Here is a 13495-nt window from a genome sequence, read left to right on the forward strand (position 1 = left end):
TCAGAATATTTCATTAAAATCTATTGTGAATATAACGACCGCATGCTATATTATGAAAGAAATTTTATCTCAACCAAAAAAGAAGGAGGAACGAACATGCATATTAGAAAATGGGTTGGAGGCATCTTGTTTTTACTGCTGTTTTGTTCGAGCACATTGCCTGCTAAAGCAGACGTACCTACTACGTATCAAAAACGGGAGCTTCGAGCCGCTTGGATTGCAAGCGTATACAACATTGATTGGCCTTCTCAGCCTGGTCTTCCGGTTGAACAGCAGAAAAAAGAGTTTACCTATTTGCTAGATGAAGTAAAAAAGATGGGGATGAATGCTGTTGTTGTTCAAATTAAACCGACCGCCGATTCCTTTTATCCGTCAAAATATGGCCCGTGGTCAGAATATTTAACCGGTACACAAGGAAAAGATCCCGGCTATGATCCTCTGGCCTTTATGGTAGACGAAGCACACAAGCGCAACTTAGAATTCCACGCATGGTTTAACCCTTACCGCATTACAATGAATCATACTGATTTAAACAAACTAGCCGATAATCATCCTGCCAAACAACATCCTGATTGGGTCGTCTCCTACGGAAAACAACTCTACTACAACCCAGGTATTCCAGAAGTAAAAAACTTTATTATTGAAGAAGTGCTCGAAGTCGTAAGAAACTATGATATTGATGCTGTTCATATGGACGACTATTTTTATCCTTATAAAATTGCAGGTCAAACGTTCCCAGATCAAAAAACATATGAAGCCTACGGTGCTCAAACGTTTTCCAATATTGAAGACTGGCGGCGTGACAATGTTAATCAGCTTGTTCGAGATTTAAATAAATCTATTAAAAAAACAAAATCATACGTGAAGTTTGGCATCAGTCCGTTCGGCGTATGGCGAAACATTGCTAATGATCCAACCGGCTCTGAGACGACTGCTGGACAAACAAACTACGATGATTTGTATGCTGATACGCGTACGTGGATTCAAAATGGATACATTGATTACATTACTCCGCAAATTTATTGGAATATCGGATTTGAACCCGCTGCTTACGATACGCTGCTCAACTGGTGGAGAGATGAAGTGCGCGGAAAGCCAGTTCACCTTTATATTGGACAAGCTGCTTACAAAATTAATAACAACGCGGTGGAAGCTTGGTCTGATCCCGATGAGTATCCGAGGCAAATTGCTCTAAATCACCAGTTTCCAGAAGTACAGGGGAGCATGCATTTTAGCCTGAAAGATTTGAACCGAAACTCGCTAGGAATAAAAGATAAGCTGCAAAACGATATTTATAAACACCCTGCGCTTATTCCAGCAATGCCTTGGCTTGATAATACGGCCCCAAAAGCACCAAAATTAAAAAACGCGGGTCCTCATACAAAAGAAGCAGCATTTGAAATTCGAGATCACCAGCAGAATGATTCCGCTTATTATGCCATTTATCGCTTTCAAGGTAATAAAAAAGGCGACATTAACGACGCAGAAAACCTGCTGACAACCGTTCGAAAAACAGGAGAAAAACAATTGTTTGTAGATCCAAATGCACTCAAAAATCAAACATACACATATGTTGTAACCTCTGTTGACCGTTTGCATAACGAAAGTGCCGTTTCCCGCACGCTTACTGTAAAAGCATCTCATTAAAAAAGGTTCTATAGCAAAATGTATGGTAGGATAAAGAAATCAAACTATGCTTTATCAAGCCATTCTGTTATAGAAAGTAGTGAAAAAAAGATGGAACCAAACTATGATCGCGCCTTTGGCGTATATGGAATTTGTATGCGAGATAACAAGATGCTTGTTATTCGAAAAAATAGAGGTCCGTATATTCATCGTTTTGATTTGCCAGGCGGACAGCTAGAGCACGGTGAAACATTAACGGCAGCGATGAAAAGAGAATTTGTGGAAGAAACAGGCTTTGAGATTAACATTGTTTCTCAAGCGGGTACAACAGATTTTCAGTATCCCTGTAAGTGGAAAGAATTTACTCACGTGCATCACATTGCCGTATTTTATTACGTAAACATTGCCGGCGGTGAGCTTCTTTCCAACCCCGTACAGTTTGAAGGACAGGATTCTTTGGAAGCATTGTGGATTGCACCGCAAGATCTCAACATCAATAATGCTTCACCTCTTGTTCTAAAAGCAGTGGAATCTTTGAGCTTATTATCATGGCCTTATGAATCTCAGATTTATGATGATTGGGAGCTTAAAACCTCCGAACAATAGTAATGATAGTGCCTAAACATTACTCCTGAATATCGTACGCTTAGCTTCTGTTTAAGTTAAAATCAGAAAATATGTTTAATTTCTTTCTAATGGTGGAACAGACAAGTAACACTACTTAATTACTAATAGAAAGGAAGATTAAAATGAGTAAAGGTTTAGGAGATAAAATTAAAGGAAATGTATCAAAAGCTAAAGGTGAAGTAAAAGATCAAGTGGGAAATGCAACGAATAACCGCGACCTTCAGCGTGAAGGAAAAGCTGAGAAAACAAAAGGAAATGCTCAAAAAGCAGTAGGCGAAACAAAAGATACATTTAGCAATAAATAAAAAAGGACGAGCTTAATGCTCGTTCTTTTTTTATTTAGTAAGCTGATTTAAGCTCTTAATGATTACGTTTGGCTGCAATTCTTTATGTTCAGCTACATTTCCTTTTCGGTTGACCCAAGCCGTTGCGAACCCGTAGTTTTTAGCACCGGCAATGTCCCATGTATTCGATGACAAAAATAATACTTCTTCTCTTTTTGCGTTCATTTTATTTTTTGCATAGTGATAGCTTGCCATCGTAGGCTTGTACTGTTTGATTTCGTCTACGGAAATAACGTCTTCAAATAAATGATTCATGTTGTGATAAGAAACAAGCGGATCAATCATGTGCTTAGGACCATTCGTAAAAATAGCCAGACGATATCCTTTTTCTTTTAAATAGGCGAGCACCTCTTTGACCTCATCGTAGACATTCAGCTTCATGTAAGCACTCATCAGCATTTTTTCTTCGTGTTCCGTTAAATCAATATCATTTGCTTCTGCTGCATATTTCAGGGATTGATTTGTTAATGTATAAAAGTCAACGTATCGTCCCATCAGCTGATATTGCATTGCATATTCAATTTGCTTCAAACGCCATAAATGGCTAATACTTTCTCCTCGTTCCGGATACAGCTTATCACACGTTTCAATAACGGTATGTACATCAAACAGTGTTCCATATGCATCAAATAAAATCGTTTTAAATTTCATCTGTGTTCGCCTCCTTCTTTCATTTTACCCACTCGCAAAAAAACATAACGTTTTTTCTGTTAAAAAAGAGGCCTATTAACAGCTGAGGTATGCTCATTTCTTATGAAGATAAAAAAACAGCAGGCTCTCCTACTGTTTATAATCCCACACGACTTTCCATTCTCCTTTTTCACGAACAGCATACACTTTTTGCACCAAATCAAAGTTTCCATATTTCCCTTTATACGTTTGGATAACGGTCATTTCGTAAACCACAGGAAACGCTTTACGATCATTTTCCATCTTCCAGCTCTTTCTTTTTTCAACATCTTCAATGGAATACGTAAAAGTGTCTACCCCGAAATGATTGAGAAATACGTGTGCTCGATCTTGTATGTATGCACCTTTTGTCCACTTCTTTTTCATGGATGAATGAAAAAGATCCCATGATTCCGAAAAGTTCCCTTCCTGTTCTAGCGTATAAAATTCTTTTACAGCAGATTTGGCTTGATGACTCGGAGAAAAAAATGTAAATTGAAACATCCAAACTCCCAGCGCAATAACAGAAAGAAACACAGCTACTCCTAAACTTCGCTTCAAAAGCAGTGTTTTTTTTCGATACAAGTAAAAAGCCCCTTTATCAAAAATGCAGTATACAACAGCTTATTCGATATCCAAGCTTTTTAGTATTGCCGGACTAAACTTATCCGGCATATCTTTAAAAAAGAGATTGAGACATAACGAAATCAATGGAATCTACGTTCACCCTAACCATAAAAGATCCGAACAATTCATTGTTCGGATCTTCCTTCAACTAAACTACGTTTGTCCCAGCCTCTTTCGTCGCTATACAATGTGAAAAGCCATTTGCATGGCTGCTAAAAAGCCCACGAACACAAGGCCCGTCACGAAACCCTCTTTCCAATCTGGCCGGTCCCCTCGAACAAATTTAGCAATATCATACGATAGCATCGCTGCTAAAAAAATTGATAAGACAATATACAGCGGCTCCATCTTTTATCACCCACTATTTCTTTTCTTCAGTGTAACAACTTTTTCATAAGTATGCATGTAAGAAAAACAGCTTAAAATTCTTGACGAATGTGTGAAATTTCTCTTTTTTATGCATAAACTACTTAAAAGCGTGAAAGGAAGATGCCCTTTGTCTGCTTTTAATCCTCAGCAATTTAGCGTCACATACCGGCAAGGAAGCACGCCTACCTTTCCTTTTATTGGGCGACGCTATACGCTCACACATTCTGAACAAACAGACGATTTATTTCTTTGGATCGACGAAAAGTTTGCTGTTGATCAATTAAATGAGCAGCGAAATGAGCTTTTTGCCGAATGGCTCCACAAAGACGGTGTTGATACGCTGTATGTATACGTATTTATTGGAAATGAACAAACGGAAAAATCCGTTCAAGCCATACGATATGCTATTTTCAAACAGGAAATGCCTTACTTGCTAAAAGCTTTGCGCTACGGTGATGCCACGTTTTTCAACGCTCACCCTGCTTTAGATCGTTCCCCTATTTACGTACATTTTCATTCCAGCGACAAAGATTTTCATTGCATTCGATATTTTCAAACGCCTTCTCACTATGCCTAAGCATATGAGAAGGAATCTTTACTTCGTTAATCTCCTGTTTTCCAAACTCCATTTCTTCTAGGGTCTCCGGCTCCTTCCATTTGTTTATCTTGAAAATTAATGGTTAACGCTTGGATACCTCCATAAAAGACGTCGCTTTCCTTTGTTTCTATTCGAAACGCAGAAGGAATATTTTTTGTATTTAAATCGGGCTCTACATAAATAATCGAATCGTCAAAAATAAATCGCGGTTCGTTTACAGCTTCTTGAAGCGGTTCATTTCCTTCAAGGTTTTTAGAAAGTACCTGAGTTAAAATTTGAGGAATCCGCGTTCCGCCCGGAGAACCTATTCCCATCGCCCACTCACCTTTTTCTCTTATAATAGTTGGAGCCGTAAAAGTTCTTGCTCTTTTTCCCGGCTCGCGATTATTCGGTTCTTTGCTTCCAAAGGTATCAGCATTGTTATTAAGAAAAAAGCCGTCAACTTGTTCGCCTGTACCAAAGAAGTTACTCAACGTATTGGTTGTAGATACGACGGTTCCTTCTGAATCAATAACCACAAAATGTGTTGTACTTTCGTGTTCTTCATCGCCTTCACCTGAAGAACGTGTCGGGTGATTGACCAAGTTTGTTATATAATCATCACTAACTAATTCACTTGAGTTTTGATTATGAAAATCTGGATCGCCGATTTGTTTTAACCGGTCGGAGTAAGCTGCTTTTTTAATTCTGTTCATCGTTTCGTAATATTCTTTGTCAGGCATTGTTTCAAGATTTTCTTTCTCTGCCATTTTTAACATTTGAATCAGTGTAATTCCGGAAAAAGGCGGAGGCGCTGAAATCACTTCCGTTCCATTGTAAGCAGAAACGACAGGCTTGGTTTCTGTCACTTGATAGGAAGATAAGTCTTTTTTAGAAATAGGCGTTGCATCAGCAAGATCTTGTGCCACGTCTCCTTTATAAAATGCAGATGCACCTTCCCGCTGAATCTTGATTAGCGTTTTAGCTAACACGGGCTGCGACAGCGTTTCCCCTTCTTCGATTGCTTCTCCCTTCGGATAAAAAGCGGATAGATCGTCTACATCCATCCTTCCTCTAGAGTAATACAATCGAGAAGATAAAAGAGAGTCTACTTCAAACCCTTTTTCAGCGTATTCAACAGCCGGCTGAATTAAATCATTCATTGATTTTGTACCATACTTCTGCTGAATATATTCCATACCAGCGACAAATCCCGGCACGCCGTTTTTACCGTTCATAGAAGCTGGAGCGGTTTCCCGGTAATCGATAAAGGTAGCAGGCTGATCTTTTTTGGCAATCAGCATACCTCCACCTCCACCAATTCCGGATCCAAAAGGTTCGACTACATTGAGGGCATACGAAATAGCAATGGCCGCATCTACTGCATTCCCCCCTTCTTTTAATACGTCCATCCCTACATTTGCTGCCAGAGAATTAGAAGAGCTCACACCATAAGAATGATCATTATTTTTTTTTAGGAGCTTTTTAGGATTAAATTCTGTACTTGATTGAGTCATAAAGAAAACGGCTATAACGCCGATTAACAACAAAACAGCAACAATATTAAATAACAGTAATTTTTTATTCACACATTCCCCTCCATTTTTACTCATATGTATATTTTGTGAAGCGCTTTCATTTTTATCCATAAAATACATTGGACACAAAAAAGACATCGTCTAGGACGATGCCATTTTTGTTACTACACAAGATTTATTTTCCAGCAGCTGCCGCAGCATCATTTACTGCATCTGCAGCAGCAGATTTTGTTTGTTCAATCATTTTTACGTTATTTTCAATTTTTTGCTGTTCATCTGTTGAAAGAGTAGCCGGATGTTTTAAAGCTCCAAGTCCTGCTACTACTCCTGCTACAATAGCAATTGGTCCTACAATCCCTACGATTCGTTTTGCGATCATTTTCTATTCCTCCAATTAAGTTAGTCTGTACTTTTTTCCCATAAACCGTGGCGGCGCGGATCAGCGTCACCTTGAATCTTATTTTTCTTTAAGTCTTTCACAAGAGCTTGAACGCCTCCGTAAAACATCGCGTTATCATTGTTTTTCAAGTCATAGCCGTACGTTTTTAAACCATCTTTAGTTGACTGTTTAAGCTTAGCTTCTGAATAAAACTTATGAGAATCAAAAATGACACGCTTGTTTTCTACTGCGTTTTTAATGGAATCTTTGTCTTCAAAATAATCCCCAATTACTTGCGTTAACACTTGAGGAATACGATTTCCTCCCGGTGTGCCAATGGACATTACCCATTCATCACCTTCACGAATAATGGTAGGGGCTGTAAATGTTCTTGGACGCTTACCGGGTTGACGCTTATTAATTCCTTCCCCAAACGTATTCAGCGTATTATTTAAAAAGAATCCATCTACATATTCACCGCTGCCGAAGAAATTACTCAGCGTATTCGTTGTTGATACAACGGTTCCTTCACCGTCCATGACAACAAAATGAGTGGTACTTTCATGTTCTTCGACGTCGCTTACTTTGGTATGATCTGTTTCAGTATTATTTAATTTATTACGAAGTAAATGCACGTAATGATCGTCGATCCAATCATTTGGCGTTTCTTTTATAAAAGCCGGATCAGCGATTTTTTTCAAGCGGTCTTGATAAGCTACTTTTGAAATTTGACCAAGAAAATGATAATAAAGACTAGGATGCGATTCCTTCAGCTTCCAAATATCTTCTTGATCCGTCATTTTTAACATTTGAATAAGCGTAGCACCAGCAAAAGGCGGAGGTGCTGAAATAATTTGATGACCTTTATAATTCGTCGATAGAGGTTTGCGTTCAACAGGCGCATACTTTCGCAAGTCTTTGTGACTTACTTTTGTTTCTTCTGTAATATCGTCTGCAATTTTTCCTCTATAAAAAGCATTTGGCCCTTCTTCCTTAATCTTTTGCAGCGTGTTCGCTAATTCATGCTGTTTGACAATTTCACCTGTGTTAATGGCGTCCTTATCTGGATAAAAGCTAGGAATTTCATCTTCATTCACATTACTTTTGTATGAAACCAGCCTATCGTGCAAATCTTTGTCCACTTTGTACCCATTCTCGGCATAGTTAATGGCCGGGTCGATTAGTTTGCTCATCGACATAGATCCGTAGTGGTGCTGAATATAATCCATACCAGCGACGAAACCTGGTACGCCAATCTCATCTTCTTTATCATTCTTAGGTGCAATTTCTCGGTAGTCAATAAATGTTGGAGAGGCATCTGCTGGATCAATCAGCATTCCGCCGCCTCCCCCAAGTCCTGATCCGTACGGTTCCACAACACCAAGCGTGTAGGAAATGGCAATAGCTGCATCAACTGCTGTACCGCCTTGTTTAAGAATTTCCATACCTACTTTTGTGGCGCGAGGATCTGAAGTACTTACTGCATATTCTTGTTTTGGAAACATAAATTGATAAACACATACACCTACTATGAGTGAAAAGATGACAATGGAAACAATAATTGTATTACGTTTATTTATCATCTTTTACCTCCTCTGTGTATGACGGGCTATTAGTTAGCTTGCGCTTCGTTCTTTTTGCGCTCCTCTGCATGTTTTATAATGCGAGAATGATCTAAGTTTAATTCAAACTTGTTTCGTTCTTTTTCTAACAGTTCAGGGTTTGAAGAAAACTTGTTTAAATCGTTATAAATACGCTTCATGCGCCAAGGGTTATCTGTTGGAGTTGGTGTACCTGCTTTAATAACCATTGGAATAACATCAATTTTAGCTTGTCCCTGCTTGTTTAAATGATATTGAACCATTGCTGTATTTTTTGTACTTGACCACCCTTGGTCAAAAATAAAGTTTCCTAAGCTATAGAAAATAACCGAACCTTTATATACGTCATATGACTGTAAAACATGCGGATGGTGACCAATGATAATGTCCGCACCAGCGTCTACCATCGCTTTTGCTAGTCCTTCTTGACGAGGACTTGGCTGTGCATCGTATTCTTCACCCCAGTGGGCATTTACTACAACTAAATCAGCATTTGCTTTCGCTTTCTGAATCGTGCTGAAAATAAGATCCGGATCTGCTTTTAAAATACCTGGGTTGTTTTTTCCAGCCGACATTCCGTCTGAATGTACATCTGTAAAACCTACTGTTGCAATGCGGATACCGTCAGCATCTTTATACGAAATATGCTTTGCTTCTTCAGAGTTACGGCCAGCACCAACAAAATCTAATTTGTTTGCTTCAAAAGTAGAGATCGTATCTTCTAACCCTTTTGCACTGTAGTCCATTGAATGGTTGTTCGCTAAGTTTAATACGTCGAAACCTGCATTTTTAACAGTCGCTAGATCAGCAGGCTTACTATATAAATGAATACCTTTTTCCATTGCTTTATATGAATCTACGTCATTTGTTAAAATCGGTGTTTCGTAGTTCCCGCTTACGTAATCCGAATTTTTAAAGAACGGCTCCACGTTGCGGAATACAAAATCTTCTCCGTAGCGTTCAGTTACTTCTCTTACATGGCGACCCATCATAATGTCTCCGACCATAGTCATCGTTAAATCATTATTGGCCTCTGGATTAGCCGTCTCAGGGTTTTCAAGAGCATCCGAACGCTCCATCCATCCTGAAAGAGCTAAAATTACGATTAAAATTGGCGTTAAGATAAGAGCTTGCTTGCCCGTTGTAGGCTTTGTTTTCTTTATAAACATCAATACTTTTTCTTGAAAGTTTAATTTTTTCTCTTTCAACGCTTTCACCTTCCTTTACCAGCTGCGGTTTGTTTGTGTATTAAAATAAATAATAAACTTGCATAATTCCAAATGTTACACCACTTAATAAAACCGTTGTTCCAACTGTTAAAGGAAGACCTTGCTTTTGCATTGTATTTGCAATTAAGCCCGGTACAATGATACCAATTCCGCGTAATTCAAACACTTCAAATGGCAAGATCGGGAAGAAATAATCAAATGCAACTTTAATCACAATACCCGTAATTAACATCGCTGTAAATTTGCGACGTCCATATAAAATAACTACTTTTGAGATTCCGTATACGACGATAACATAAGTTAAAATACTAATTAAGAAAATCATTAAAATGGTAATTGGCTGATCAAATACAAGAGCTAAATACCCCGGTACGATAAGACCCGCTGGCAATACGCCCGTTTTTTCTGTAAAAATTAAGCTTAGTGTAACCCCTAACACAAGGGCGATATATAAATCTGATCCGAACATGAAATGGCCTCCTAGATTAAACTGCTTTTCTCATCTTTTTCATTTCAATAATAGCTTCAACAAGCGGCTCGGCTGAACCGTGGATATTTCCGACACCGTATACGATACGATCTTTTAAATAAGGCTTCATGCGCTCTAAAATTTCTTCTGTAGAAGCGCCTTCCATATCCCAGAATTCTTTTGTTGGCAATTCGCCTCTTTGATATGCTGCAGCGATTGGTGAGGTCGTCTGACCAATTGCAATCATTACGTCCGCTTCAATGTATGGCATTACATCTTCAGCAAATTGCTCCGTGCGATCTACACGGTCCGGACGGCAGTTCATAATGACAATAGGAAGCTTTTCACTATAGTTCATTGAATCTACACGTTCCCAAATACGAAGCGTGGAAGAAGCGTCGTTGGCAGCAAATCCATTCACTAAAAAGGCTGGATTTTTTTCATCGCCAAACGTTGTAATTCTCATAGCTCCTGGGTCAGGCTGAGCATTTAACATTCCTCTCATCGCTGTTTCAGCATCGATACCAAGTGCTTCTGCTACTGCTAAACCGATGGAAGCATTATCAGGGAAAACCATATAATCAAATTCACGTAAATACGCTTCAGATACTTTATCATTGTCAGCTACAATAACTTTTGTGTTGCGCTCTGCGGCTATTTTTTTATAGTATTCCAAATATGGACCTTCAATTGTAACAAGGTGGCCATCGTAAGGAATAGTAGCAGTGAACGCTTGAGCAACTTCATCTAGAGTTGGACCCATTACATCCATGTGATCTTCTAGTACGTTTACAATAACGCCTACCTTGGCTTGAATCAGCTGATTTTGGAATGTGATTTGATAATCAGGCTGTACAGCCATACATTCACAAATAAGAGCTTCCGCGCCAATATCGGCAACTTCATTTACCACTCGTCGCTGTTCTCCAATGTTCGGACCTTCTTTACGACGAATAATTGGTTCTTCTTCACTTGTATGCCAGTAGATCATACGCGCTTGTGTTCCTGTCGTTTTTCCTACTGTTTTGTAACCTGCTTCTTTTACAATACCTGTAATCAATCGTGTAACGGTGGATTTCCCGCGAATACCATTAACATTCACTCGTACAGGAATTGAATGCAGCTTGCGTAAATGTCTGCGATACTCCCAAACGCCATACCCTACTAAAAATAGGCAGCATAGGATAATTAAGATCATGTTTCATTCTTCTCCTTCCAAACTTCTCCTGTTGGATACGTTATGAATGCTTTTGATTCATAATGATAGATATACGATTTCATAGTTTCACTCCCTTTATATATGTATGGGAGCTAATCAATTAACAGCGCTAGCATGCTGCTAAAACACCTGCTTTGAAAAATGGACTCGAGTACCAATTTCAACAGCTCTAAAACTATCATCTGCGCTCATTAGTGGTCAATAGCTCAAATGTTATATATTCTTACAATTCCGATTGTCTATTTACAGAATTAAAAACTCATCGTTTTATTTAAAATTTACAGAATAGGTCTAAAGTTTATTTACCTATAAAAATCCCATCGATACCTTTTTTTACCATAACAACAGGAATATTTTATACACCACTCTTACAATTAACACACGGAAATATTACGTAATTAAAAATTTCTTAACTTTAGAAAACGTTTTGTAATATAAAGGTGGGATAAAAAATATTTTATCCCATTAATTCCTTTTTATGGATATACCAATTGAATTTGTCTAACAACCGTACTTGTAAGGATGATAGATAGATATAAAAGTAAAAAAAATACATTTATTTATCATTTTATGCTTACATTTAACTTGCTTAAATAGAAAGGACATTAAATATTTTTTTCTAATTATATAAGTATTTAGACTCCATATGTTCCTAGTTCTTTTGTTGTAATTTTATAGATTTCCTTTATTTAATAATCAATTCAGTAAATCTAAATCTCTTGACTATGGCCTCTTTTCCTATTTTTATTTCAATATTTTCTGAATCTTTCTACCGATAAAGGCGTCTTTGGTCCGTTAAGATTGCCTAGAAAAATGCATGATTTCTCACTTTTTTGGCATATGATGTTATCATAAAAAGAAGAAGTATCATCAGAAGGAGGAAAACAATGGTTGATACAACCCTTTATTTTCTATTTTCTTTTTGCTATATTGTCCTGTTTTTCTTTAGCATATATGTAGTGCGAAAAAACACTTCGCCGTTTTACATGCTTTTTCTTCCTTTAGTAATAGCTGGACTAATTTACGATAATATAATGATTGGGATTGGTTCATTTATCGGTGAAGGGGATACTTTACGTTCACTCAGCATGCTTCGCTTTTGGTTTCACGCTTTATTTACCCCTACTTTGGTGCTCTTTGCGTATGGCGTAGCGAAATATTCGACGATTACATGGGCTAAAAAACCTGTTGCCGGCATTCTTTTTTTGCTAACTACGTTTGCCTTAATTAGCTATGAAATAATCGAGACGATTAGTCAGCGTATGGAAGTTGTACGTGAATATGGCATTGTTCGCTATACATTAGTAGGATCATCCGGTCCCCCTCTTATGGTTCTCATTGTGGCGATTATTTTGCTTTTTGTTGGAATTTCCTTATTTCGCAAGACGCGATGGAGCAGTATGATGATTGGAGTAGCCGTGATGATTGTAGGAAGTGCCGTGTCAATTCCTATACCAAGCACGGCTGTAACAAATACGTTTGAGCTTATTTTTATCTTCTCTTTATTTTTAACTCAGCGTCATTTAGTGAAAATACATTAAAAAGAAGCGATTCCCTTGCTTCTTTTTTTTATATTTGATATCTTTTACCTAACGACCGTTAGTTAGATTGAGGAGGAGCTTTTCTTGAGTGAATTATCAACTGTAGAAAAAATTAGAGCTGCAGCAATGGAGCTCTTTGGAGAAAAAGGCTATACAGAAACATCGCTTGCCGATATCTCATCAAAAGTAGGCATAAAAAAACCTTCCCTGTACGCTCATTTTAAGAACAAAGACGACTTATTTTTACTAACCGTGCATGATTTAATGAATTTATTTTTAACAAAGTTATCTGTTATATACGAACAGCATAAAACAAAGTCTGCTAAAGAACAGCTTCACTGCTTTGTTGTAGATTTCTGCACGATGATTGAAAAAGATTCTTTTGGCCAGATGTACCGTCGTCTTATTTTGTTTCCACCTGAACATTTACAGTCGGAAGTAAAAGCTATTTTCTTAAGAAGCGAACGATTGTCTGATCAAATTCTGCATGCTATTTTTACACAGGGAATGGCTGAAGGCGAAATAATTGAACGTCCGATTGATTTGTATATCAATAGCTTTTATTGTTTAACCGACGGACTGTTCATTCAGCGCTTTTATTATGAACCGGAGTATTATGACCAAAAAATTCACGATGCTTGGACGATATTTTGGGAAGGCATACGTGCTAAATAGGCCCT

Annotated in this window: 15 protein-coding genes; 6 read left to right on the forward strand and 9 right to left on the reverse strand. The window is 38.0% G+C overall.

Features of this window, described 5'->3' with window-relative positions:
• Positions 1-96: 96 nt before the first annotated feature.
• From ACFX4G_RS12790 to ACFX4G_RS12800, 3 genes are all read left to right on the forward strand, one after another.
• On the forward strand, positions 97-1647 hold the full coding sequence (locus ACFX4G_RS12790) for a glycoside hydrolase family 10-like protein (RefSeq protein ID WP_377575148.1): 1551 nt from the start codon (positions 97-99) through the stop codon (positions 1645-1647).
• Positions 1648-1737: 90 nt separating this feature from the next.
• Positions 1738-2232, forward strand: a complete 495-nt coding sequence (locus ACFX4G_RS12795; RefSeq protein WP_377575151.1) for an NUDIX hydrolase — start codon at positions 1738-1740, stop codon at positions 2230-2232.
• A gap of 143 nt (positions 2233-2375) precedes the next feature.
• Positions 2376-2558: a CsbD family protein gene (locus ACFX4G_RS12800; protein ID WP_013055716.1), complete on the forward strand. Its 183-nt coding sequence runs from the start codon at positions 2376-2378 to the stop codon at positions 2556-2558.
• 30 nt (positions 2559-2588) lie between these two features.
• On the opposite strand, the gene ACFX4G_RS12805 is transcribed toward ACFX4G_RS12800, so the two are convergent.
• The 3 genes from ACFX4G_RS12805 to ACFX4G_RS12815 all read right to left on the reverse strand — a co-directional run bounded on the left by ACFX4G_RS12805 (position 2589) and on the right by ACFX4G_RS12815 (position 4241).
• Positions 2589-3248, reverse strand: a complete 660-nt coding sequence (locus ACFX4G_RS12805) for a haloacid dehalogenase type II (protein WP_029324926.1) — start codon at positions 3246-3248, stop codon at positions 2589-2591.
• Positions 3249-3377: 129 nt separating this feature from the next.
• A complete protein-coding gene (locus tag ACFX4G_RS12810; protein WP_013082017.1) occupies positions 3378-3851 on the reverse strand; it encodes a hypothetical protein in 474 nt (157 codons plus the stop codon).
• Between the two features lie 222 nt (positions 3852-4073).
• Complete coding sequence (locus ACFX4G_RS12815; RefSeq protein ID WP_170959558.1) at positions 4074-4241, reverse strand: hypothetical protein; 168 nt, start codon at positions 4239-4241, stop codon at positions 4074-4076.
• A gap of 148 nt (positions 4242-4389) precedes the next feature.
• On the opposite strand from ACFX4G_RS12815, the gene ACFX4G_RS12820 reads away from it, so the two are divergent.
• Positions 4390-4839: a staygreen family protein gene (locus tag ACFX4G_RS12820; RefSeq protein WP_053486899.1), complete on the forward strand. Its 450-nt coding sequence runs from the start codon at positions 4390-4392 to the stop codon at positions 4837-4839.
• A gap of 26 nt (positions 4840-4865) precedes the next feature.
• Here ACFX4G_RS12820 and ACFX4G_RS12825 read toward each other — a convergent pair whose 3' ends face one another.
• The 6 genes from ACFX4G_RS12825 to pgsB all read right to left on the reverse strand — a co-directional run bounded on the left by ACFX4G_RS12825 (position 4866) and on the right by pgsB (position 11253).
• Positions 4866-6428: a gamma-glutamyltransferase family protein gene (locus ACFX4G_RS12825; RefSeq protein WP_029324924.1), complete on the reverse strand. Its 1563-nt coding sequence runs from the start codon at positions 6426-6428 to the stop codon at positions 4866-4868.
• A 124-nt stretch (positions 6429-6552) separates the two neighbouring features.
• The gene (locus ACFX4G_RS12830) at positions 6553-6756 is read right to left on the reverse strand and encodes a CapE family protein (RefSeq protein ID WP_016763265.1); all 204 of its coding nucleotides are present in this window, start codon (positions 6754-6756) and stop codon (positions 6553-6555) included.
• A 20-nt stretch (positions 6757-6776) separates the two neighbouring features.
• Positions 6777-8339, reverse strand: coding sequence for a gamma-glutamyltransferase family protein (locus ACFX4G_RS12835; protein ID WP_029324923.1), 1563 nt, complete (start codon positions 8337-8339; stop codon positions 6777-6779).
• Positions 8340-8368: 29 nt separating this feature from the next.
• Positions 8369-9565: a CapA family protein gene (locus ACFX4G_RS12840; RefSeq protein ID WP_013055708.1), complete on the reverse strand. Its 1197-nt coding sequence runs from the start codon at positions 9563-9565 to the stop codon at positions 8369-8371.
• 40 nt (positions 9566-9605) lie between these two features.
• Complete coding sequence (pgsC, locus tag ACFX4G_RS12845) at positions 9606-10055, reverse strand: poly-gamma-glutamate biosynthesis protein PgsC (RefSeq protein ID WP_013055707.1); 450 nt, start codon at positions 10053-10055, stop codon at positions 9606-9608.
• A gap of 16 nt (positions 10056-10071) precedes the next feature.
• On the reverse strand, positions 10072-11253 hold the full coding sequence (pgsB, locus tag ACFX4G_RS12850) for a poly-gamma-glutamate synthase PgsB (RefSeq protein ID WP_016763263.1): 1182 nt from the start codon (positions 11251-11253) through the stop codon (positions 10072-10074).
• A gap of 908 nt (positions 11254-12161) precedes the next feature.
• Between pgsB and ACFX4G_RS12855 the strand changes: the two genes are divergently transcribed.
• Both ACFX4G_RS12855 and ACFX4G_RS12860 read left to right on the forward strand, forming a co-directional pair.
• A complete protein-coding gene (locus tag ACFX4G_RS12855; protein ID WP_043980067.1) occupies positions 12162-12815 on the forward strand; it encodes a hypothetical protein in 654 nt (217 codons plus the stop codon).
• A gap of 84 nt (positions 12816-12899) precedes the next feature.
• Positions 12900-13490, forward strand: coding sequence for a TetR/AcrR family transcriptional regulator (locus ACFX4G_RS12860; protein WP_014461312.1), 591 nt, complete (start codon positions 12900-12902; stop codon positions 13488-13490).
• Positions 13491-13495 lie beyond the last annotated feature (5 nt).

Source organism: Priestia sp. YIM B13486 (assembly GCF_042787865.1).
In the GTDB taxonomy this organism is placed as follows: Bacteria; Bacillota; Bacilli; order Bacillales; family Bacillaceae_H; genus Priestia; species Priestia megaterium.